This is a genomic window from Paraburkholderia sp. CNPSo 3272 (assembly GCF_024206495.1).
Taxonomy (GTDB): Bacteria; Pseudomonadota; Gammaproteobacteria; order Burkholderiales; family Burkholderiaceae; genus Paraburkholderia.
Window position 1 is genome coordinate 1 of record NZ_JAMBPQ010000059.1, and the last position, 21,845, is coordinate 21,845.

Annotated in this window: 19 protein-coding genes; all 19 read right to left on the reverse strand. The window is 62.6% G+C overall.

Annotated features, from left to right (window positions below):
• Positions 1 to 275: 275 nt before the first annotated feature.
• Positions 276 to 746, reverse strand: a complete 471-nt coding sequence (locus M3I53_RS35410) for an RES family NAD+ phosphorylase (RefSeq protein ID WP_254320457.1) — start codon at positions 744 to 746, stop codon at positions 276 to 278.
• On the reverse strand, positions 743 to 1,198 hold the full coding sequence (locus M3I53_RS35415) for an antitoxin Xre/MbcA/ParS toxin-binding domain-containing protein (RefSeq protein WP_254320428.1): 456 nt from the start codon (positions 1,196 to 1,198) through the stop codon (positions 743 to 745). Before M3I53_RS35415 ends, M3I53_RS35410 begins: the two co-directional genes overlap by 4 nt.
• A gap of 513 nt (positions 1,199 to 1,711) precedes the next feature.
• The gene (locus tag M3I53_RS35420) at positions 1,712 to 2,014 is read right to left on the reverse strand and encodes a BrnA antitoxin family protein (RefSeq protein ID WP_254320429.1); all 303 of its coding nucleotides are present in this window, start codon (positions 2,012 to 2,014) and stop codon (positions 1,712 to 1,714) included.
• Positions 2,001 to 2,267, reverse strand: coding sequence for a BrnT family toxin (locus M3I53_RS35425; RefSeq protein WP_254320430.1), 267 nt, complete (start codon positions 2,265 to 2,267; stop codon positions 2,001 to 2,003). Before M3I53_RS35425 ends, M3I53_RS35420 begins: the two co-directional genes overlap by 14 nt.
• Before the next feature lie 328 nt (positions 2,268 to 2,595).
• The gene (locus M3I53_RS35430; protein ID WP_254320431.1) at positions 2,596 to 5,592 is read right to left on the reverse strand and encodes an LPD7 domain-containing protein; all 2,997 of its coding nucleotides are present in this window, start codon (positions 5,590 to 5,592) and stop codon (positions 2,596 to 2,598) included.
• 22 nt (positions 5,593 to 5,614) lie between these two features.
• Complete coding sequence (gene mobC, locus M3I53_RS35435; RefSeq protein ID WP_254320432.1) at positions 5,615 to 6,013, reverse strand: plasmid mobilization relaxosome protein MobC; 399 nt, start codon at positions 6,011 to 6,013, stop codon at positions 5,615 to 5,617.
• Positions 6,014 to 6,075: 62 nt separating this feature from the next.
• A complete protein-coding gene (locus tag M3I53_RS35440) occupies positions 6,076 to 6,411 on the reverse strand; it encodes a killer protein (RefSeq protein ID WP_254320433.1) in 336 nt (111 codons plus the stop codon).
• 39 nt (positions 6,412 to 6,450) lie between these two features.
• Positions 6,451 to 6,942, reverse strand: coding sequence for a hypothetical protein (locus tag M3I53_RS35445; RefSeq protein ID WP_254320434.1), 492 nt, complete (start codon positions 6,940 to 6,942; stop codon positions 6,451 to 6,453).
• On the reverse strand, positions 6,939 to 7,673 hold the full coding sequence (stbB, locus tag M3I53_RS35450; protein ID WP_254320435.1) for a StbB family protein: 735 nt from the start codon (positions 7,671 to 7,673) through the stop codon (positions 6,939 to 6,941). Before stbB ends, M3I53_RS35445 begins: the two co-directional genes overlap by 4 nt.
• 35 nt (positions 7,674 to 7,708) lie before the next feature.
• The gene (locus M3I53_RS35455; protein ID WP_254320436.1) at positions 7,709 to 10,375 is read right to left on the reverse strand and encodes a DUF5710 domain-containing protein; all 2,667 of its coding nucleotides are present in this window, start codon (positions 10,373 to 10,375) and stop codon (positions 7,709 to 7,711) included.
• Entirely contained in the window at positions 10,368 to 12,689 is a 2,322-nt protein-coding gene (locus M3I53_RS35460) for a type IV secretory system conjugative DNA transfer family protein (protein ID WP_254320437.1), read from the reverse strand. Before M3I53_RS35460 ends, M3I53_RS35455 begins: the two co-directional genes overlap by 8 nt.
• A gap of 97 nt (positions 12,690 to 12,786) precedes the next feature.
• Entirely contained in the window at positions 12,787 to 13,932 is a 1,146-nt protein-coding gene (locus M3I53_RS35465) for an ATPase, T2SS/T4P/T4SS family (RefSeq protein ID WP_375542629.1), read from the reverse strand.
• A gap of 27 nt (positions 13,933 to 13,959) precedes the next feature.
• Positions 13,960 to 15,180, reverse strand: coding sequence for a type IV secretion system protein VirB10 (gene virB10, locus M3I53_RS35470; RefSeq protein WP_254320439.1), 1,221 nt, complete (start codon positions 15,178 to 15,180; stop codon positions 13,960 to 13,962).
• Complete coding sequence (locus tag M3I53_RS35475) at positions 15,173 to 16,009, reverse strand: TrbG/VirB9 family P-type conjugative transfer protein (protein WP_254320440.1); 837 nt, start codon at positions 16,007 to 16,009, stop codon at positions 15,173 to 15,175. Before M3I53_RS35475 ends, virB10 begins: the two co-directional genes overlap by 8 nt.
• Positions 16,006 to 16,908 carry a virB8 family protein gene (locus tag M3I53_RS35480; RefSeq protein ID WP_254320441.1) on the reverse strand — a complete coding sequence of 301 codons (903 nt, stop codon included), beginning with the start codon at positions 16,906 to 16,908 and terminating at the stop codon, positions 16,006 to 16,008. Before M3I53_RS35480 ends, M3I53_RS35475 begins: the two co-directional genes overlap by 4 nt.
• 184 nt (positions 16,909 to 17,092) lie before the next feature.
• Complete coding sequence (locus M3I53_RS35485) at positions 17,093 to 17,452, reverse strand: hypothetical protein (protein WP_254320442.1); 360 nt, start codon at positions 17,450 to 17,452, stop codon at positions 17,093 to 17,095.
• A gap of 22 nt (positions 17,453 to 17,474) precedes the next feature.
• Positions 17,475 to 18,407: a type IV secretion system protein gene (locus M3I53_RS35490; protein ID WP_254320443.1), complete on the reverse strand. Its 933-nt coding sequence runs from the start codon at positions 18,405 to 18,407 to the stop codon at positions 17,475 to 17,477.
• A 14-nt stretch (positions 18,408 to 18,421) separates the two neighbouring features.
• Positions 18,422 to 18,988, reverse strand: coding sequence for a type IV secretion system protein (locus M3I53_RS35495; RefSeq protein WP_254320444.1), 567 nt, complete (start codon positions 18,986 to 18,988; stop codon positions 18,422 to 18,424).
• A gap of 293 nt (positions 18,989 to 19,281) precedes the next feature.
• Positions 19,282 to 21,681 carry a transporter gene (locus tag M3I53_RS35500; protein ID WP_254320445.1) on the reverse strand — a complete coding sequence of 800 codons (2,400 nt, stop codon included), beginning with the start codon at positions 21,679 to 21,681 and terminating at the stop codon, positions 19,282 to 19,284.
• Positions 21,682 to 21,845 lie beyond the last annotated feature (164 nt).

The window sequence follows — 21,845 nt, forward strand, 5'->3', positions numbered from 1 at the left end:
CCCAGCAGGCGTTTGCCGTGTTCGAGCTGCTCAGCGATCTGCGGGCTCGCATCTGGATGCGTTACGGCGTCGAGTTGCACGAGCTGATCCGTCAACAGCGATCGCCTCCGAACGTCGGCGACGTTGACGATATCGCGGACCCGTTCTGAAACGACGTCAACCAGCGGCCGGCATCGGCCGCCGTTCGTTGTTGAGCGATTTACTCGACCTGCGCCGCCGTTTAGTGTCGGATTTGCACAGCCGTCAACAACTGGGCTCCAGTAAGTCGGCCACGCTTACGTATCACCCAGGATAGCCCGAATTCTCGGATCGTATGGCACTTTCAGCACTTCCGCGACAATCGCCGAGCTAGCGCCGGCATGGGCAGGATTGAACAGATAGTTGTACGAATGAGGCAGGATGGCACTTGGCACCTTGAGGAGCAGTTCCTGCCCGGCTGCCAGCCATTCGCTACCAGCGGCCTGCGTCCAGTCCGCGTTCTCACGCCAGTCATCCGGGATAACGTTCGCCGTGAGTTCCGCGATCGCAGCGCCCTCCGCAATTTCCACGCAAAGCAGTTGATAGTTATCAGGCAACGCCTGCGGGGACCCGAATTCGTGGTGCACCATGGTCTCAAGCAGCGCAAGTGCGGGATTTTCCGCCAGATAGACGACGGGTTGCCCCCGGTAATGCCACCGGCCAGACGCCCTCAACCCGCCGATGCCGCGAAGGTCCGCGTAATTACTGATCCTCCAGAATTCCATCAGGCGAAGTATCCCTCGTCGATCTGCACCAGTGCATCCTCGACAAGCCGTGCACCGTGTTCAGTTGAGGCCATCTCGAGCGGCGTTTTCCCGGCGAATCGCTCTTTCCTGCCTCGAAGCCAGTTCATTGCCTTTTCCGGGTTTCCAAAGACCGTCTCCGCCTGTGCAACGATCCTTGCAAGGCGGATGGCCTTGTCCGACTCGTCAGTCGAGAGCCGCTCACCATTCTGGCGACGATGTGAGAGCGTTCGACGTGGAATGATGAAGAGCAGCTCTTCGGCCTTGAGGCCGTGCTCGCCCAGGCGGTCGAGCACCTCCACGCCGACGCGCTCGGTCGCAAGCGCAGCAAGGTCATTTCCGGATCGGATGTGCGCCTGGAGCAGGTTTCCCAGCAGCGAGAACTCGGTATGCCGCGGGTTGACCCGTCCAGTGGGACGATATTCAACGGTAGCCATGGACCCTCCAAGCAAAATGCCCAATCGATACGGGCATTTTGCCACAGATTGAGCTTGCCTGTTGTGCAGTCTGCGCGGCACCGATCGCGGGCGACCGCTGACTTACGGCAAATCCGCTCTCCGCAGCCCGGCACAGCCGACCGGCGCCTCCGGCGTGACTTTCCAGGATAGAGCAGCTACGATAGCTGTATATTTATACAGTATTTTATGGAGGCACCATGGCGCTGTCACTACTGGACGTCGAGGCAATCCATCCCGATCTGTGCCGGTCGAGCGCCCCGCCTGCGTGATCGGCATTCAAGCGTGCCGTCTACTGCCTGGCCACGACCCCATTGCCAGGACGCCGCTCGCGAGATATTCAGGATGCCTTTCGATATGAGGCGCAGCGCACATGGATGGGTTGTACGACAATCTTCCCACCATGAAATGGGACGAACAGCACGCCGACCAGGACGATGGATATGAGGGAGCGCGACGAACTCCGTTTCAACCACAAGCCACTCCACAGCTTTCTTATGCTGCCTTGAGCGGGTGCTCTTTCAGGTAGGTTTTTAGCGCGTCATTCATGCGCGTCTGCCAGCCTGCGCCGGTCCCACGAAACGCCTCCAGAACTTCTGCGTCATAGCGCATCGTGACCTGCTCTTTCGGATTCTCCTTCGGCGGGCGGCCCATGCGCTTTTGCATGACTTCAGCGAATGGACGTGCCCTGGCGAAATCCGCAGCCGTCCATTCCGGGTTGTCCGGATCGGACTCGATTCCGCGCTGGATTGCCGCTTCCTCAGCGGCGGTGTTGTGTGTCAGCTTAGCTTTGCTCATAAGCGTCAATCTCCGTGTTACTCGCCTTGCGCAGGCTGATGATGCGCATGGTTTCGTCGCGGGGCGTGAAAACCACGCTATACAGCCTGCCCCCTAACAGGGCGATGCCCCTGTACCGATCCTCTCCGTACTCGTGCCGAATGTCCTGGACCACCAGCATCCCATCCCAGTCGAGCCCCGCAGCCTCGGCGAGTGATACGCCGTGCTTTTCCTGGTTCGACGCGTCCTTCGCAAGGTCAAATGTGATTCGCATGCAACTTATTGTAGTGTCGAAAAATAGGAGCACGCAAGGACTTTCTGGAGTTACAGAAAGTGCGTCCTGGCGCAAGATCGCAGTTCAGCATGATTTGAATACAAAGCAGTCACGCACCGACTGACCGCGTGACTTTTGCGAGCAGACCCGACATATACTGTATATATATACAGGTATTCTTTGGGGCACCATGGCGCTGCCGGTACTGAACGTCGAGGCGATACACCCGGATCTGTGTGGCGAGCCTCGCAACTGGCTTCGGCGCACGGCCGCACGGTGACGAGCGGACACGAGGCGCTCGACGCGGAGTTGCCGGGCCGATCGGGCATCAGAGGGTCGGCTTACCGTCCTCGGAGGGCTTCGGCCAATCCTGTGCCGGTCGATCGGATTGCGCCTGTGGCAGTGGATCGGCGGGCGGACAGGCACCAGACGTGCCGAGCACGTCCTGCACCTGCTGGTCGACGCGCGCGTGGCGATACTGATCCATCGCCCGGTTCAGTCGCTCGTCGCTGAACTGCACGCGCAGCCCGGCATCCACGGCCACCCTCGCGGCCGCCAACTGGTGCGTGTCATCGCCAGTCAGTTCGAGCGTGCGACCGAACTTGCTCTGCGCAAGCCGCAGCCCGGTTTCGATCGCGGACAGCTCCGCCTGAAGCACCTGAACACTGGTGCCACGATCACGAACAATGTCGCGGCCATCATGCCGGTAGGTAACGTCGCCACGTTCGTTGACGGACCAGGATAGGCCCGGCGAACGGAAAATGATCGCGTTGTATTCGTCCTGCGCGTGCTGCCGTGGCGTGTTCGGCCGGATCACGTTTAACGCCTCGCCGCCGATCTCGGCATCGACCTTGACCGCACCCGATACGCGCTCCGGGCCCGCAGTGCGTCGCAACTCCTCGAGCGCGCGCTCGTCGCCTTGGTCCGCCCGCGTGCGCAGCCAGCCGGAAAAGCTCGGGCCGCCTGCGGCTCCGAATTTTTCCTTGAGTGCCGCCCGCTCGCGTGCGATCGACTCCCGCAGCGCGTCGTCGCGGCCCAACTGCCCGGCGCGTGCGAGTGACGTAGCGGCGCGTCGGCCAGCCGGTGTGAGTCGCACATCCTGCCGGATTTCAGCGCGCCTGGTATCGAACGCTGCGCGGATCTCAGCGCGGCGCCACTGTTCATTTGCGCGCTGCTTGAGCCACGCGTCGCTACGGGCCACGACATGCGCTTCGCGCGCGACCGAGTATTCACGCCAGAGCGCCGCGCGTGGCAGCTCGCGTGGAGCCGGAACCGGCTCACCGGCCTGCTGTCGCTCATACACTGCGCGTAGCAATGGTGCGGCTTCACGCCACGACAGATTCAGTTCTTTAGTCAGGAAGTCCGACACGTTGAGGTTGCGCGAGCCCGCGCGGATGCGATCGGCGCCGTCGCGGCCCGTCGTGACCGCATATTTCGCGGGCCGCACGCCGTGGGTGTGCGACAGTTCGGCAAGCAGGCGACTGGCATCGAGACCCTGGCGAATCTCACGAAACTCGGTGTGCTGGCTACCTGACTCATCACGCTGCCGCAGCTCGCGCGCGAGTTGCGAGACCACGCTGTCCGAGACGCGGCCAGTGTGCCGCGGTGTGGCATACGTGGCGTCGTCGGTGTGAGAGCGGCGCGACCGGTACGGTGGAGTATCAACCGCCAATGCGTGCGGCGTCCGCAGGATTGGCCGGCCTGCCTCGAACTCGAACGACGCGTCGATCGAGTCGAACCGGTCTGGAAACGCGTCTCGCCGGTCGCCCGAAAACCAGCCTGGCGGCGACATGCCGGATGGTGTCCATGCCGGATGCGACCGCATCACTGGCAGGGTGTCGAACGGATCGCCGAACGCATAGTGCCTCTCAAGCGCACGGTGGTACGCGTCCAGCCCGACTGGGGGAGCTGCGTGCCCTACTCGTTGCGCTGCAGGCTCTCCATCGCGATCTGTAGCCCGTCGCAGGCCGTGCGCGGATACGGCGCCGTCTGGCTCCAGCTGGTGAAACGCATGATGCGGCAATAGCACTGCAGATCGATGTCCGATGCCGTCCAGAGGGCCGCCGGGCACGTTTCGCACAGCGTTGAAGGGTTCGGGCGCCGGGTACGCCCCACCTGGGATAAGGTCAAACTCGGCATCGAGCCCGCCGTATCCATCGTCGAAGGGTTCGGACGTGTCGAGTTCTGATTCGCGCGCGCCTGGCCCGTCGACGACATCGGGCGGCTGGGCGCCGAATTCAAATGCGCGTCCGCTTCGTTGAAGGTGTCCTGCGAAGCCGGGTAGGGAGTCGTCTGCTCGTTCATGATGTGCCTTCAGATGTTGTGCGTAAAAGCTGCGTTCGAGATCCGCAAGCATCAGTTCGCGGTCGTGAGGCGAGGATTCCTGGTAACGCTGGTACTGACGGCTACCGCTGTTGAGATACTTCACTTCGCGCGCGCGGGTGGTGTACCACTCATCTAGCACGGCCGCTATGTGCGCTGGTGTGCGTCTGGGCGCAACGCCAGCCTCATAACGGTCGGCTGCATCTGCCGACAGCGCCTGCAGCTTCTCAGCGGTCGGCAGTGCGATGAATTCAGGCGTGAATACGTATTCCTTGAGGTTCACGCCCTTGTCGGCGCCAGCCGGCTTCACATTCAGGTAGGCGCTGTCGAGACCGGTGTTGCGCATGCGCACGGCACCGTACTCGTGCAGCAGCGCCATGAAATCCGCATGGGTCTCTATCTGGCGATCCAGCACCGCGTCAAGAATCTGTTCCTTCAGCTCGCGACTGTTGGCACGGAACAGGTCGCCACGGTAGCGGCTGATCATTTCCGATGCGTCGGTCAGCAGCGTGCGCCGGTTGTCTTTCGGACTCGCAAGGCCATACTGCGCGTTGACATGCTCCTGGAACGCGTCGATGAAGCTCAGGTTGGAGCGCACGTAGCCGAGCGGTTCCAGGTGCCTTTCAGCCAGCAGGTTCCAGCGCGGAATGACGATATGGATGTGCGGCTTGCGCTCAACCAGTTCGCCAGTGCGCTGGTCCACATAGCTCTTGATCCGGGGCAGGTGTGCTTCGGCATAGAAGCTGTATTCGTCCGGGCGGTAGGCGTGCAGCGCGAACGCCTCGAACTTCCGCACGATCTGAAACATCGTTTCCCGGGCGACGTGATCCTCCTTGAAGGAGAGCGTGATGGACAGGTAACGTTCGACACCGGGTGCGGCATTGATCGACTGGATCACTGCGTCGGTCAGGTCGAGATCACCGGCGAGTACCACACGTTCATCAAGGTCGTCGCGATCCAGGTCGCGGCCAACCTTGCGGCCTTCCTCGAGGTACTGCTTCACGCCGTCGTGACGGCCGTCCACTCTAATCAACACGATGGAGATGGGCCTTCAGCAGTTGCGTGATCAATTCCAGCTCGTCGACCAGGGCGACAAACGTGGATTCGGATAGCCGACCAGCCACGCGCGCCGTGTTCGCCACGTGCACAAGCTGGTTGAGGTTGTTGCCAGTCTTGTTGATCACGTACATGATTCGTTGCCGCTCAATGGTCGCGGGTGGGCGCGCGACGATCTGCGTGCGGTTCGTCAGGATGCATTCGCGCAAAAAAACAGACGGACTCATGCCGGAGCGTTCGACCTTTTCATTGAAGACCTGCCACTGGTCGTCGGTCAGCCGCGTGCTGACAGGCCTGCCAAGGGCCTTCTGCGCTTTTTTGCGACCACGGCGCCTGGCTTGCGCCACATTGAGATCGTCTGCGCTCATCGCATGTTTTCCGTTACCAGAGAGACACAGGGCGGCGAACTGCCGCCACCGGCGTGCAAGAGTCAGGGGCCGTACTGGGTTCGCCCGTATTGCGAATTGACTGGCCCCTTCACGTCACTCCCGGCCGACTGGCACTGGTTCAGGAAATCGCCTCGCGCGTTGGCCGTGCCGCCCTCATCGAAGTGACCGTGGTGAAAGCGGACGATGGAAAAGTAGCCCGCCTCGTATTCGGCGCATGTCTTGCCGCCATTGCCACCCATGATCAAACCGGCGAGACAGAGCACCGCGCCACACGCATCCTGGTTTTCATCGGCGTGCGATGACGGCGTGGCGAGCGCACAGGCCAGTGCCGCGCTGCACAGCGCGGCCACAGTCGACCGTCGTTTCATTGCGTTCATGATCTAACGTTCCCCTCGAGGAGATGCGGTGGTTTTCTGCTAGGTGAGCGTGTGTGCCAGACGGGCAACGACCCAGATGAGCGCGGCGCCCGCGCAGAACGCAATGCCCATGAAGGCGACGAGCGAACCAGTTGCTGCAACTGCCGGATTCGTGGGTACGACGCGACCACGCGATTCAACGGCAGCCCGCAGCCGCGCAAGTTCGTCCACGACATCCGCGGTTGCCGCACGTCGCGCCTGGTCAGCCGCCTTCGCGGCCACCTCGCCGATGAACGCCTGGCGCGATTGCGTGAGCAGCTTCGCCAGTTGCGTGTTCTCCTCGCGCAGCGCCTGCACCGTCGCGGTCAGTTTCTGGTCGGTGGACTCCATCAGCGCGACGACATGGTGTTGCGCATCCACGACCTTCATCTGCTCGATCAGGATCTCCGCGAGCACGGCCAGCTCGTTCGACGCCGGCATCGTGGCGATCACCTGGCCCAGGCGCTCAGACGCTCGCCCGGCGCGATCCGGCTGCGGCGTCGGCTCGTTCATGCATCGACCCCTGCCATCAGTGCGGTAAACGCCTGATCCATCAACGGCTTGATCGACAGCGCCTTGCGCTTGAGGCCAACCAGCCTCACGAGACGGTCCTTCTCAGAGGCGCTCGCAGCGTCGATCAGTTGCGCCTTGTAGTCCACCCCGTCTGTCGCAATATCGTGGATCGTACGACCCGCGGCCGCCGCAAGCGTAAACACGTCGTTCTTTGGGATCAGCGCATCCTGATTCAGTTCGAAAGTCCGCTCCCTCTCATGCAGTTCGAACAGTTGCCCGAAGTGCCGGCGCAGCGTTACCTCGCGGTCCTCGCTCCTGACCAGATCGACCTTGTTGAGCAGCACACGGATGCGCCCAGGCTCGACGCCGAGATCCGCGAGCATGTTGATCGTCTTCATGGAGTCCTTCATCTGCTTGCTCTCCGGTTCGACCGGCACAACGAAGCACGCGTAATCCTCCTGTGCCCCTTTGGCACCATTGAGGCGGTTGAGATACTCCTCGACGTTCGATGCACCGATATCGACCAGCAGATCGCGGCCGCGCATCAGCTCGTCATGCAGTTCGTCAAAGCGCGCCGCAATCATCACCTCGACCCTCGGGCCGGCCGAGTCATCCGTATTGATTGACTCAATCTGGCGTACCGACATGGACGGGAGCCTTGGCGCGAGCAGTTCGCGGGTCACGGTAGTCTTGCCGACGTTGCCTGAGCAGTTCACGATAGCCATACTCATTTCGAAATCCTCATCAATATTTGGAGTGCCGCCACTTACATCATTTTCGGTGCCCGGCCGCCTGTCTGCGCTTGCGCGGGCAGCGGGATGTTCGACGGGCCCTGGGCAGGCGCGGCCTTCGGTGCCGTCCACGCCGCATGCAGCTCGGCCGCGCGCCTGTCGATCTCGGCCGGGCCGGCGTCACGACCCAGTTCGCCGCGCGCAATCCGGGCCTCGATCTCCGTGCCCGCCTGCATGCGAGCATCGAACCGGCGAATCACCTCGGCACGCATGCGCGCGGGTGCCCGCTCAAGTGACTTTTCGAGGACTTCGCGCAACTGCGCGACGGTTTTCGGTGCATCAGGCGAAGCCGATGCCGCCGTGTCCGCTGCAGGCGAGAAACGCGCAGCGCCCTGTGACGGCGGGCCATCCCAAACACGCCCCAGCGGAGGCGCCACCGTCGTCGGCGCAGCGCTGGCCGCTGCTTCCGGTTTCCTGTCTGCCAGCGCGGCCGCCGAGTTCGTCTTCTGCGCGACATCCGGCGTCGGCGACGTTCCGGCCTTGATCGTCAGCGCCGCACGTTCACGCTTCACGGCCTCGAGCAGTGCCTCGTCGCTCTCGGCGGGCCTGAAGCCCTTTACATCCACACCCGCGAGGGACGCTTCGATCCACGCGTTGCGGCGGAACGTTTCGCTGCCGCGCACCACGATCGAATCCCAGTTCTTGGCCTTCGCTACTGCGATCATGTCGGCAATCGTTGAGCGATCGTTCTGCCGGGAGTTCAGGCGTGCCCCCACATCCTCGAAGTGCGGCTGCGTGGTCGCTGTCGGATCCCGCTGCGCGCCCGCCGACGTACCCAACCCGGCCTCCATGCCATCGAGCTTCCAGAACCGGCCATCCTTCACCATGTAGCGCGCCGCGATATGAGCGGGCACGTCGTAGCCGTCTTTCGTCACGACCGGCTTGCGTGAGGCAGGATCGACGCCGATCTGGTTGTCGCGGCTGTCGGCGAAACCCGCAACGCCAGCCTCGTGCGCGTCTGCCGCTGCACCGGCGTCGCCCGCGTGCTGCCCTGGCATCGGCTTGCCCTGTTCGCGCAGCGTCCGCTCGGCGGCCGCCCGCTCGCCGTCGCGCACCGTGCGCACGCGCTCCAGATCCTGCGTCGACACGGAATCGAACACCGGACGCTCCGGTTCGTTCGCCGGATTTTTTGCGTCCGCTTCATTCTGCGCAGACGTCTGCGTGCGCTGGATCTGCGTGTCGATCATGCCCGACACCGCCGGAGTGTCCATCAACGTATCGTTCGCAGCGCGGCCGGGCTGAACAACAGGTTCGTTAGCCGCCGCCGCGTTGACAGTCGGGCGAGCGACGTCCTCGTTGCCGGGCACGGCATTTCCTGTGATGCCACGGCGGCGCATTGCGTCGTTGATTGCCGCTGCATCGCCGACGTCGGCAAAGGTCACCGCATCGCCATCGGTCTTGACGTCCGGCTGCGCCTGCGAGGCTGGAGATTGCGCCAGTGATGCATCGACCTGCCTGTCGAGTGCTTCGCGCACGTAGGTCACGAACGGCTCGCGGGCGGCCGGCGACAGAAACGCAAGCTCTTGATCAAGTGCGGCGGCAACTTCAGGCGCGGTCTTGCCTTTCCCGAACTCCTCCCTGATACGCCCCGTCATCCCCCGAAAGTCGGCCAGGTCTTTCGCCACCATCGACCAGTCCGCTCTGTCCTCCTGCTCACTACCGGTCGCAGGCATCGCCGCCACCGGTTCGAACGCATCGGCGATGTCCGCGAAGGTGGCAATGCCGTCGCTGCGCTCTGGCTCGCGATGGCGATGCCGGTTTTGCGGCGCGACGCTTGCCCCGTCAACCGGAAGCGCGTCGTCCACCGGGTCGGAATCCGTCACGTCGCGCGCAGGCGTGCGCTCGTCGATTTCCATCGGACTCAAGCCCGCTTCATCGCGAAGTTTGGCCAGCGCTTTGGCTGCCCGTGGCGGCAGGGTCTCCGCCGCAAAACCAGTGCGGTTGCGGATCTGCTCGCCAATCGCGCGCTCGCCATCAACAGCGTTGCCGGACTTGCGCCACGCTTCACGATGGATCGACTCCAGCCGCTGCTCAAGTGCAAGCGTATGGTTGACCTCGTTGCCACGCAGCGTGACCGCTGTCGTAATCGACTGGATCATTTCGCGAAAGCGCCGGCCGAGCGCCGCGTCGTCGAGCTTCGGCTGTGCAGCCTGCTGGCCAACGCGCGCGCCCCGTCCATACAGATGCTGCCGGTCGGCGAAATACTGGTGCCGCGCCTGGACACCGGCTTCCCGCACTCCGTCAATCATCTCGAATGCAGAGGCACCCTGCGCGCGCAACCGGTCCCGCGCCTCCAGTCCCGCCCTTTCCGCGGCGGCCTGAAGGGAGTCCCGCACGAAGGCGCGGGACTCATCGAGCGGTTGACCCATTAGCTCGCTCAGCCGCACGGCTTCCCGCTCGATGTCGGCTTCACTGCCGAACAGCGTCTGCGGCTGCCCGCGCACGGCTCCCGGTGCCTGCCCTGCCTGCGGGTCTTGCGCTGGCATCCACCGCGCAAAGGGCGCCACGTTAGTGCCGCGCGGCACGTACCATTTTTTCGATCGCCGGTCGAACCTGGCGCCCAGATCGTGCGCCGCGTCCTTCTCCCTGAACGGGACGTCCAGATACGTCCGTTTGCCTTTCGGCCTGTTCGGGTCAGCCATGTGATACCTCCTTTGCCTCGTTGTCCGCCGGCGCGACAGACGCGAGCGCCGGTTCAATCCGGTCCTGGACAGCGTCATCCCCGCCTGCCACGTTGAAATCGATGCGGATGCCCGCGAGCATTTCGCGCACGTCCTCGCGCATCGCGACGCCAAGCTCGGCCAGGTCAGCTTCGAAGCCCGCGAGCGCCATGCCGGTCGCGAGTGGCCCGGGCGCGCGCTGGTCGAGCGCGAGAAGCTCGGCCGCGGTCAGCGGCTTCGCACCGGCCTGACGTGCAAGTCGGATTTCGCCAGCAGCCCTCGCGGACAGCGCCGCGTGATACGTCTCTGGGTTGTGCGTCGGGATGGCGTTCGCTCGCAGCTCACCGGCACGCCAGGCCGCCTTGATTTCGTCTTCGGTGGGCAGGCGCTTGTTGATTGCAGCGAGCATCGGACTGACCGAGCGCATGCGGTCGATAAACAGGTCATCCTCGTAATAGGTCGCCTTCTCGCACAGGATCGGACGCTGGAAACCAAGCACGATTTCCTCGTCCTGCTCCATGCGCTTCAGTTCCTGATCGAGCATCAACGCGCGGCCCTGATCTGACGTGTTCGTGCCGGTCGACGTGTTGCGGCCGTGATTACGGCTTTTCGAGGTTGCCTTCTCGGTGAACGTCCCCAGCGTCTCGGACAGTTCCTTTGCATCCTGCTGGTTGCCAGGCGCGTACGCCACCAGCACTGCGTGGTTGGTGATCAGTGTGCGCGCCCCGGCCGGCCCGTACAGATCGTTCGGCTCCAGCTGCGCCTTCGACTGCAGGATCGTGAGCAGGCGAATCCAGTAGCCCGCGATGAACGCGTTGCCCTTGTCGAGTACCTCGATGCGACCGAGCGCAGTAAATTCGTCCCCCACGCCAAGACACTGATATTTGATGGCCGGATCGTCGCCTGGCAGCACGTCGAGGTTGTCCTCGATCCACTGCGTGTAGAACAGGTTGCCGAGCAGGCTCGCGACGGCAAGCTCACGCACCGGCAGCACAACGTAGATCGACATCAGCTCGCGCCGCACGCGGTCGAGCTCGAAGTCGCATGCGCTCGTCGCCTGGTCGACGATCGGGTTGCTGAACAGGCGCAGACCGGCGTTAAACGTCGCAACAATGTTCAGCATCGTCTCGTCGGGCGAGGCCAGCACGCGCGAGAGCGCGCCCAGGCAATCGCCCGACAGCGGCACCCCCTTCTGCGGCTCGTGCTGCATCAGATCCGAAAGGTGCTCACGCACTTTCCTGTCGGGCGTGGTCGCGAGCCGCAACACCTGTCCGAACGTACAGTCACCCGTCATCTCCATCAGGTAGAGCGCGAGGCCCATGAACAGGTCACTCGCCTGCTCATAGAAGAACTTGTTGCGACCGTCGGTCGTGTGATACAGGCGCGCTGCGATCGCCTGCAGGCGACCCACCCGCACGAAGGGCGCACTCTTCGCAATCCTGAAAAGCGGATTCCAGCGGTGCGTGTAGCCAGTCTGATCAAATGGCGCCCAGCGAAACACCTGCTGGCCGCAGGCCTGCCGGTACCGCGACGTCAGGTCGTAGTTCTCTCCCTTCACATCGAGTACGACCACCGAATCCGGAAAGGTGAGCAGATTCGGGATCACAATGGCTGCACCTTTGCGTGAACGCGTTCGCGCAGCAACCATCACGAACTCCGTTCCGCGGAACGTCAGGTACTTGCCCTTGTACCGCCCGACGATGATCGACGGGTCGCGGTGATCGCCCTTGCGGCCGCCCCTCTTTCGACCGCGCCCGTTAGCCTCATCGAGCAGGCCGTACCGCCGAACCTCGTAGCTGTAGGCGAAGCGAGCATCGCCATGCAGTTCGCGCTTTGGCTTCATGACCAGCGCCGCGACGATCGCCGCTACCGGCACAAGCGGTACGATGACCGATGCCGCTGTCGCCATCTGCAGCGAGCGTTTCACCGCCTTCACGTCGCCAAAGGCGCGCCAGTAGTCGTGCAGCGTCCACAGCCCGATTGCGGAGTCCGGCAACTTTTCCAGCTTCGCAAACAGCATCGCGCCGACGTACTGGCCGGCCGCAGCGAGACCGATCAGAACCACCGGTGCAAGCAGACCGGCCGCGATGATCCGGTCGGCAAGCGTCGCGGTTTTTACCAGCACGGCGCTCGCACACACGCCCCACAACGCGCACGTCACGACGACGAGAGCAATCACGGCCCCCATTTCGACAGGATCGCTGATCGCGTCGAGATGAAGCAGACGGCCGACGGCGAAAACGACTGCGCCGGACACAAGGCCAAGCAAGCCGCCAACAAGGAGACGGGCTTTCATGCTGACGCTCCCACTGCCGCGTGCGTCTGCCGCTCCAGGGGTTCCCGGCCGGTGTGCCCGCCACTGTCACCAATGCCGGAATCGTTCGATCGCGATCTCATGCATCACCTCGCAGCAGCCTGTTTTTACTGACCGGATCGAACCAGATTTCTGTCAGGTCCCGGTTCTCCATGAACAGCACCACGTCGACCGTCATGCGGATCTCGCGCATCAGGTAATCGAACGGGAGCGTCTGGCCGACCGGGCTTTGCTTGACCAGCGTGGCGATGCGCGTGAGCGTCGCGATCGAGTCGTTCGCGTGCACCGTCGTCAACCCGCCCTGGTGTCCGGTGTTGAGCAGCGTCAGGTAGTCCCAGGTTTCGTCGCCGCGCAACTCCGCAAGCAGCACGCGATCGCATTTCATGCGCAACGTCGCCTTCACCAGGCGTCGCGCTGGAATCGCCTCGCTGTAGAAGAGGTGAACGTGATTTCGATGCAGTGGCAACGGCAGCTCGTGGGTATCCTCGATCGTCGCCAGACGCGCCTCGCGCGGAATGATCGGGATCAGGTCGGCCAGCGCCTTCATCAGCGTGGTCTTGCCGGAGCCCGTGCCGCCCACGAGCACGATGTTCAGCCGGTTCAGGATGGCCAGCTTCAGAAACCGCACGACATCGCGCTGCGCGAGCGCGTCGAGCATCTCATGCTGGAAGCGCGCCAGGCCATAGGCGCCCAGCGCCCGGGACGGATTGAACACCGCAGTGGCACGACTGACGTCCATGCCCTCTGAGCCTGCCCGTGCCGCCGCAGCGTCGATCTCGCCCGGCGTCATTGCGCTACTACCGCCGGGTGCGCCCCGGACCACATCACGGAACCTGGCGAACCGCCCGGCATCCGCCCACTGCTGTACCGACAGGCGCGTTGAATTCGGCACGCGAATCGTCAGCGACACCGTACCCGGCTCGCACGCCGGTGGAATCACGATCTGGCCGCGCTCCCCGTCGGGCAGGCGCACCGGCTTTTCCGGCTCGGCCGCCGAAAGCGGCGGCTTCGCCTTGTTGTAGATGGCCAGCGCCGGTGCGAACTGGTTCAGCATTTCCAGCGACGCATTCGGAAGATCATGGCGCTGCCAGCCGTCGCGCGTTTCGGTCCAGCCTTCATAAGGCCGGTTAATCGCAAACTCGGTGACGCCCGGCATCGCAAGCATTGCGGCGATGCCGAGTGTCTTGAGGTGACTGCGTACCGTAAGACTGTCGTCGTATTGCATACTCATAAGCACCCCGAATTTAATGAATCAAGGCGTCGCCAGTTCGTACACGTCGGAGAAGTCCACATCGCGCGCAACGAAGATCGTCGTCATCGACCCGTACTGCGAGTACGCGGTCGGCGGCACGTTGATGGTGTTGCGCAGCGCTTCGGCCGCTACCTCACCACCGGCATTCGTGGTGTTGTTAAACTGGATGCCGCTACTCCCCGAGTTCGTGGCCAGTGTCGACAGCGCCTGACCGGCATCGCTGATCAGGCTGACCATCATGGCGCCGCCAAACCGCGTCCAGAAGTGGTTGTCGACGTAGGCCGGCAGGCCACTGCCGCCGAGCGCATCGGCCGCCGGCGAATCGAGTTGCACCTTTACGCCGTCAGGCGTCGTCAGCCGCGTCCAGATCACGAAGATCCGCGCCTGACCCTGCATCAGCGCCTGCCGCTGCTCGCCCACGACCTCGGAGCCACGCTCGACCAGCAGCACCTTGCCGTTCGCCGAGTACACATCTTTCGCCACGTGGCAGGTGGTCATGCCCGGGTAGTCGGTCACGATCTCCGCACCCTGCACGCACGGGATCGTCGACCCCGCAATCAGCAGGAAGTCTCGCGACGGCATCAGTTCCGCCTTCACCGTTTCCAGCTTCGATGGCTGCAGCTTGCTGTCCAGTCCATCCTTCGCGAATCCGGCATGCGAACCGGTCAACCCGGGCGTGCCACCAGGGGCTGCCGCGTCGGTCGTCCTCTCATCCTTTGATGTGAGCAGCACGTCGCCATCGAGCTTGCGTTGCGCCGGCGTCTCGACCGCGCTGGCCGCCGTCGCCGTAGTGGTCCCCGCGGCGGCGCCGTTTCCATTCACTGCACTGGCTGCGTTCGCATGCGCAGGTGTAGCAAGCGCCGCGCTAGCTACAGCCGCTTCCGACGCCATCGCCGCTTCCTCTGCCCGCTGCTTTTCGATCTTTGCCTTGTCGCGCGCAAAGTCGTGCCGGTCATCTGACGGCTTGTCCTTTGCCGCTTCCGCCCTTGCCGCCTCGGACTCGGCGTGATGCTGCGCCGACCACCGTTTGATCGCGACACCCACTGCGATCGCACCGAACAGCAGGACCAGCACCATCCCAATGACGATCGGTAACATCCGGAACGGGCTCTTGCGCTTCGTTCGGCCAACACCCGGCACCCCGCGCTCGCCTATGCCGGCGGGCTCGACCGGTGTCGGGTTCGCCGGGTTCGGACCGTTCAGATTGATATCGTCACTCACCGGCCGCCTCCTTTTGCTTCACGAGCCGCACTGTGCCCGGAATCGTCGTGCCTGTCGGGTTCAGCTGGCCGTCTGGCCGGTAAGCGTTGTTGCGGATGCCGAGCACGGCGTCCCCCACGCGCAGGTTGAAACGCTCCGCCGTGTCGTGCACGACGAGCACGGGGCCGCGCATGTCGTCAGGATTGACGAGCGCTTCCTTGCCGTCCCCGTACACCCGATAGATCTGCGGCAGATCACGGCTCGTTCTGAACTCGAAGTAGGTAAAGCGGCCGTCATCCCACAGCGCCGTTGGTGCGAGTGTCGTGTCCCCATGCATGTCGTAATTGAAGTTGCCCACGCCAGACGCGCTGACGGTCTGTGCGAGCAATGCCCGCGCTTCGGCCGAGCGCACCGCGGCGGCCGCCGACGCCTTTGCACGCGTGTCCGGATAATCGAAGGTCAGCGACCAGACTGCCTCCTCGTGCCTCCTGACCGGGACCAGCTTGAGCACATAGCGACGTCTGTTCGTGAGCAGAATCAGGTTGGTGGCCGCCTGCGGTGCCTTCGGCTTGAAGAAGAAGCCGTTGCCGGCTGGGCCAGCCGTCCATGCCTTACCGTCGCCCATGCCGCCGCCGTCAATTTTTTCGCCTTTCTCGAAGACGAGGACAGTCGCCTCGCCCGGGCGATAGGCGATCCGGTACGTCTCATTCGGGTCATACACGGCGCACGCAATGTGCCGGTCACTGCCGCACGCACCGGGCACGACTTCGGCGACAGCCGGTAGCGACATACCGAATAGCGCGGCAGCGATCGACGCTGCAGCAAGCGCTTTCGGGAACCGGATGGTCATGGGTTGGCCCCTCCGGCCGGTGCGCTCAACGACATACTCGACGGTGCCGACTGGGACGATGTGGCCGCCGACGGCATCGGTGTCGCGCCGTCTGCGGTGCTGCGCGTCCAGTCGCGGTCGACCGAGTAGCTGGTGACACGAAAGCCCGTTGGATTGAGCTCCTGTTCGTCGCTGCGGGTCGGCAGATCGCCTATCTCGTAGGTGATCGTCGCGACCCAGTATTCGGTTTTAGGCGGCGGTGACGTCGAGCCGCCCTGCGACGGCAGCGAAAGCATCGTCTTCGAGAAGAACACCTGTGCGGTGGATCCGACGAACGTAATTGCACCTGGGCGCACGATCACGCGATATTTGTCGGTGAGCACGTTTTGCGGCGAGTTCTTGCGGTTGTAGAGCGCCGCGTACAACGCCTGCTCGCGTGGCGAGTTCATCAGCGTCACGGTATCGTACGCATCCTGGATCGTGTACCAGTCGTATTTCTCACGCAGCTTCACATACGTGCGCAGTGCTGCCCGCACCTCGAGTTCACCGAACGTCACGGATCCGCTGTGCGCGACATCAATCACCTGCACGTCGCCGGTCGCGGTGTTATCCTTAATAATCACGGGTGGTGACGGTCTCTTTAGTTGTACTAAGGCTGACGAGCCAAGAATAGAGATAAGCGCGATGAACATGGCCCCGCCCGCAACGCGCCATGCAATCTTCGTCATGTTTTCCTGCAGCTGCTGCCGGGACTTCTCGAACGAGAGCGCTTCCCTGAAATACATCCGCGCCATCTCGCGCGGATCGGCGTCGGCGAGTTTCGCCGCAATGTGCTGCAGCGCGGCCGCGCAATTGCCGTCGACGGCAACCGCGACTGGCTCAGCCTGCACCCGCGCCGGCTTCCATGGCATCCATTTCATGGCGCACTCCCCTGTGTCGCATGGTTGACAGGCATCCACGGCCCCTCCGGTTGCGTTGGCTTTGGTGCCGACGAGCACGCAGCAAGGAGCGCGGCGCAGCAAAGCAGGACGATTAATTTCACGTCAATCTCCGATCGGGTGGACTGTCCGCCGTCTCTGATCGCTCCGGCGGATAGACTGCCGCTTATTTCTCGCGCTCGAATTCGGAGCCAGGTGTAACGAGATGTCCATTCGACCTATCGATCGTCATTGCATATTGAATGCTGGAACTAACAATCATCTTCCCGTCTACAATCGTGGCCGGTTGTTGGCGCATTACCGTTCCGACCTTGTTTCCATCGTCGTTGTACTGATCTTCCCGATGCGAAACATAAAAATCATTTCCGCTCCCATTTCTGCTAATGACGATATCTTTATAGTCCTGACCACTAACGCGCGCCCACTTGCCGATGTACTGATCACCATCATTGCCCTTGCCGCATCCAAATTGCGCCAACGCCACGACGACCACTACTGCCGCCTTCGCAGATCGAAATTCCCTCATGGACATCTCCTGGTATGTAAGATCACACGCGGCCAATAGAGTTGGTAGGCGCCGATGATGCCCCACTTGCGCGCCCGCCTGTCAGCCTCATCGCCCTCATGGCTGCGCTGGCCGCGTTACCGAGCTTACCAACCATCGAGGAGATGCCCACGCCACCGGCAAGTTGCGATGCGAGTGACGGCATGCTCAACGACACCACGATGAACACAAGCCCCGCCCCGATGATCTTTCCTTCAATTGCATAGGTCAGCATCACGTTATGCACGTCGAATGTCTTCGGCAGTACAGAGGTCATGAAACCCACCTCGATCGCGCCTGTTGCACCGAATAGTGCGACGAGCAGGCCATAGTTCAGACACTGTCCGACCCAGTTCTGGAAGAACTGGCGCGTCGCCGGGAAAAGTGCCGCTACAACGAAGGCCGGCCCGAGCGCGAGCAGCAATCCAAGAGCGAACTTCGCGAGGATGATGTATGCCGCTGCAATCGCGAGAAACGGCACGCCGACCAGCAGGATGCAGATTGCAAGTACTGAAACTTCGATATAGAGGCCGACATCGCTCCACGTCAGTCCCGCGTACATTGCCTTGATTGCGGAGATATAGAGATTCAACAGAGTATCGAGCCCACTACTCAGGCTGTTGCCACCCATCAAGGCACTACTCAGATCGTCCCCGAGGCCATTGAAGAATGGCACGACGTATTCGCTGTAGTAGCTGATATTCATCCCGAGCGTGAGCACAGCCGCCCACCCTGCCATCTTCAGCAGGAAGTCGGATATCGGACTGTCGTTGTGGCCACGCCAGTACGACACGAGTACGAGCAGGACGTAGAGACTAAAGCAGGCAGCGACCAGCGGACTGATCAGTGAGATCATCCGGGCCGAGCCGGTATTGATCGTGTTCAGCACGTTCTGGTCGAACGAGTTGAACATGTCGCTAAAGATCTGCAGTTGCATGGTCGCACTCCCCGTTATTGATCAGCGTTGTCGTCGCCGTTCAGCCGTTGCTGCATGTCGTTATGGGCGGCCTGTTGCGCGAAATCTTTCTCTGCATCCTGAAGTCGCGCCGCGAGATCGAGGCGCATCTTTTCTGCGTTGATCGACGAGTTCTCTGCCGCCCACCGGTTTTGCAAATCGGCCTTCGCCGCCGGATCCTGTGTGAGGTTCGACTGCTGCATCAGCTGCTGGATGTTCGTCAGACGGTCGATTGACGCCTGATACGAGCGCATCGCCATTGCCTTGTTGGCGGCCAGAGTATCGTTCAGACGTTGCTGCCCGGGCGTGTACGCGGTCATCCCCTCCTGGCTCTCGATAGTGCTGGCGAGGCCGCTGATTCCGTTCAACTGCCCGCTCTTCACCTCGTCGTAGACCGACTGCCACTGATCCGGCAGGTAGTTGCGCAGCGACGGGTCATTGAAGATGTTTCCGAGGCCGCGATTGCCGATCGTCGACTGGTACTGGTCCGAGAGCAGGCTGTACTGCTGCTCCAGCTGCTTGACGGTCGAGATCGCCTGCGCGATCGCCTGCAGGTCGATCACCGGGACACCCTGCGCGTGCGCTGCCTGCATCGAGAACGTGCCCGCGATCAACGCGGCGCTTGTCAGATTGCGAATGCTTTTCATCGTCACGCTCCCAAGCTGAACTGCAGTTGTCGGCAAACCATCGCAATACAGTCTTCAGTCCCACGCAGCCAGTCGAGCAAACCACAAGCAAAACGCGCTCGGCGCCCACTCTCTGAGGCCAGCGCCGGTCGTGCTCGTCCAGCCGCTCCTTGAGCTGTTCGCGCGTCGCTGGCTCGATCGCCGACGAAAGGTGAAGAGCGTAGTCGTCGTCATTCGGCTTCCTCAACAAGTTCGGCCTCGTGCTTGCGATCGCGTTTGCCCTTGCGGCGTGCCTGGAACAGCCGCATTCGCAGGTCCGTGTCGCCATGTGCGTCGCCCGTGCATTCTTCCCAGATCGCAACGTTGTCGAGACTGCTGGAAAGCACCGCGATCTCGTCGTTCATGCCGCCCAGGTCCAGTGTTGCAAACGCCGACTGGTTGCTCTGCTTGATCAGGAACGTGCGGGACTCTTTCGACAGCCTCTTGAGCGTGTCGAATTCGCGGTCGGTCAGGTTCAGGAGCTTGTAACCGTCGCGCGTCGCGTCCGGGTTCGGCAGATAGATCTTTGTCGCCGTCAGGTCGCGGATCTCAGCGAACACCGGACACTGGATTGCGTCCTCCGGCGACTGCGAATCCAGGATCAGGAATTCGTCTGCCTTGCGGCCCGTCTTGAGCGACTTGCGGATCAGCTCCTGCGTGGTGGGGTAGCTGGCCGGCAGCCAGAATTCGGCAATCACCGTCGCGAGCAGGCCGCCCCTCTTCTGCATCTGGTCCTTGAGATACAGCAGGTGTGCAAGCACCGGCTCCGTGGCGGCATAGTCTTTCTTCAGGAAGTCAGTGACGTCGAAACCGATCCGGCGCACGTCGGTAATGTTCGTCAGCGTGTCCGGTACGTTGTCCAGCGCCCACGAAAATCGACCGTTAGTTGCACCACACCACTGGCTAAGACGGACCCAAAGGCCGTTCCCGTCGCCCGTATCCGGAATCGACTCCAGCAGGCGGCTGAAGGTTCTGTGCTCAATGTTCTCGAGCTTCATGACCGTGTCGACCGCGTGCTTGACCTGCCGCTGGTCGTCAGCACTGAGTTTGCCGTTCTCGTCGCGGCAGCACGCACCCACCAGGTCGTAAAGATGCGCGAGGTTGCGCTTCGTCTCGGGCAGGCCAAACGGCGCAAGACCGGTCGGCTCGCCTTCACGCAGGGTGTAGTAGACAGCGCCCATCTCCTCGAGGAAGATCCGCAGACCTTGATCGAGATCGAGCGCGAAGATCTTCGGGTCGAACCGCTCGAGGAAGGCGAGCAGCATCGTCTCGAGGGTGGTCTTGCCCGTGCCGGTCGAGCCGAGAATCAGCGTGTGGCCGGCAACCTTCTCGCCCACGCTGTCCTCATCCAGGCGCGAAGCGTGACAGTTCAGGCTGAACAGGCTTTTCGCAACGGTCTGCACCGGCATGAGGGCCGAGCCGTCGCCGAGCGGATTGCCGCGTGCCTTGCCGGCCGAATAGGTATGCATCGAAAACGACGACGCGAGACTGCGGGTCGACTTCGGCATCGGCCGCGGCTTCGTCCTGAATCCCGGCACCTGGCTCATGTACGTGAATGGCGCCGATGCCGTCGCCTTCACGAACTTGAAGCCGCAATCGTTCAGCGCCCGACTGGTTACGTACGCGCCGTTGCTGATGGCCTTCTCCGGCGTGTCGCCGTACACGACGAGCGCCCCGTGATAGTCGCCGAATGCGAGATCCCGACCGGCGATCAGCGCCACCGCATCCTCCAGTTCCTTGATCTGGTGTTTCGCCTTGTCCTCGACCGACCTCAGGTGATTGATCTGGTCTTCGATCGCCTTCATCGCTTCGGCAGTGCTCAGACAGCCCAGGCTCTGCGTGAAGGTGAATTCGACGGGCAGCGACAGCAGCGGATTCGTCTGCCCCCAGCCGGCCTTCGGAAAATCCTTCAGGTCGTAGCAGACCGCGAACCGGGTTGAGCGATCGGTGCGAATCTCAACCGTGTCGTAGTGGAAGTGCAGGTGCGACGTCGGGATCAGGTCGCGTCCGGTGGCCTGCGTGACCGGCACGCGCTCGTCGACGCCATTCACGAGTTCGCCAATGAACTGATACACCTCCGAGAACAGGATGCCGTTGTGCCCGTATGCTTCGAGCAGTTGAGGATCGTAGGCAACGATAGCCTTCATCAGTCCCTCGCCCAGCTCCTCGAGCTCGCGCACCGTCTCGTCCAGGTCGTCGCCCTGCAGGATCGCTGTGATGTAGAAACTGTTCTCGAAGTGATCGTGCCTGCGGAAACGCCGCAGGTATTTGTCGACGGCCTGCTGGATGAACGGATTGTAGAAGCGGTATTCGTCGCCGAACGTGATGCTGCGCCGACGAAACGTGGTCCACAGCGACAGGCGATTGCCTTTCTCCAGCGTCATCGCGGCCAGCTGACGGTTCCAGCCGTCGTAGCGTGCTTCGATCTCGCCACGGCTCACCGATTCGAACGGCACGCCGTTCACGCGCATCACCAGGAAGGCGCCGCCGTTGTCGACGCTCGTCACCGTTTCCGACACCGGACGGCCGATGCGCGGCAGCTTGTCCTCCGCGGACGTAACAAGCCGGTTCAGTTCGTTGGTCACGCGCATGCTTCGTCTCCCGCGTACGGCATGTCGTCCGCGCCGCAAATGCGACGGCGCTCCTCCGCGAGCCGGCGAAACACGTCATACATTGTCTTGCCCGAACCGGAAGCACCAGCCGTGACGGCGTAGCCCACAATAGGCGGGCACGCACTGGCAGCGCCATCTGTTGA

Excerpts from the sequence above, each read along its gene's own strand:
- M3I53_RS35465 (WP_375542629.1), bottom strand. The coding sequence starts at position 13,932 with ATGCAATACGACGACAGTCTTACGGTACGCAGTCACCTCAAGACACTC.
- M3I53_RS35440 (WP_254320433.1), bottom strand. The coding sequence starts at position 6,411 with ATGAACGCAATGAAACGACGGTCGACTGTGGCCGCGCTGTGCAGCGCG.
- M3I53_RS35475 (WP_254320440.1), bottom strand. The coding sequence starts at position 16,009 with ATGACCATCCGGTTCCCGAAAGCGCTTGCTGCAGCGTCGATCGCTGCC.
- M3I53_RS35415 (WP_254320428.1), bottom strand. The coding sequence starts at position 1,198 with ATGGCTACCGTTGAATATCGTCCCACTGGACGGGTCAACCCGCGGCAT.
- M3I53_RS35490 (WP_254320443.1), bottom strand. The coding sequence starts at position 18,407 with ATGCAACTGCAGATCTTTAGCGACATGTTCAACTCGTTCGACCAGAAC.
- M3I53_RS35485 (WP_254320442.1), bottom strand. The coding sequence starts at position 17,452 with ATGAGGGAATTTCGATCTGCGAAGGCGGCAGTAGTGGTCGTCGTGGCG.
- M3I53_RS35455 (WP_254320436.1), bottom strand. The coding sequence starts at position 10,375 with ATGGCTGACCCGAACAGGCCGAAAGGCAAACGGACGTATCTGGACGTC.
- M3I53_RS35500 (WP_254320445.1), bottom strand. The coding sequence starts at position 21,681 with ATGCGCGTGACCAACGAACTGAACCGGCTTGTTACGTCCGCGGAGGAC.
- M3I53_RS35480 (WP_254320441.1), bottom strand. The coding sequence starts at position 16,908 with ATGAAATGGATGCCATGGAAGCCGGCGCGGGTGCAGGCTGAGCCAGTC.
- stbB (WP_254320435.1), bottom strand. The coding sequence starts at position 7,673 with ATGAGTATGGCTATCGTGAACTGCTCAGGCAACGTCGGCAAGACTACC.
- M3I53_RS35445 (WP_254320434.1), bottom strand. The coding sequence starts at position 6,942 with ATGAACGAGCCGACGCCGCAGCCGGATCGCGCCGGGCGAGCGTCTGAG.
- M3I53_RS35460 (WP_254320437.1), bottom strand. The coding sequence starts at position 12,689 with ATGAAAGCCCGTCTCCTTGTTGGCGGCTTGCTTGGCCTTGTGTCCGGC.
- M3I53_RS35425 (WP_254320430.1), bottom strand. The coding sequence starts at position 2,267 with ATGCGAATCACATTTGACCTTGCGAAGGACGCGTCGAACCAGGAAAAG.
- mobC (WP_254320432.1), bottom strand. The coding sequence starts at position 6,013 with ATGAGCGCAGACGATCTCAATGTGGCGCAAGCCAGGCGCCGTGGTCGC.
- M3I53_RS35420 (WP_254320429.1), bottom strand. The coding sequence starts at position 2,014 with ATGAGCAAAGCTAAGCTGACACACAACACCGCCGCTGAGGAAGCGGCA.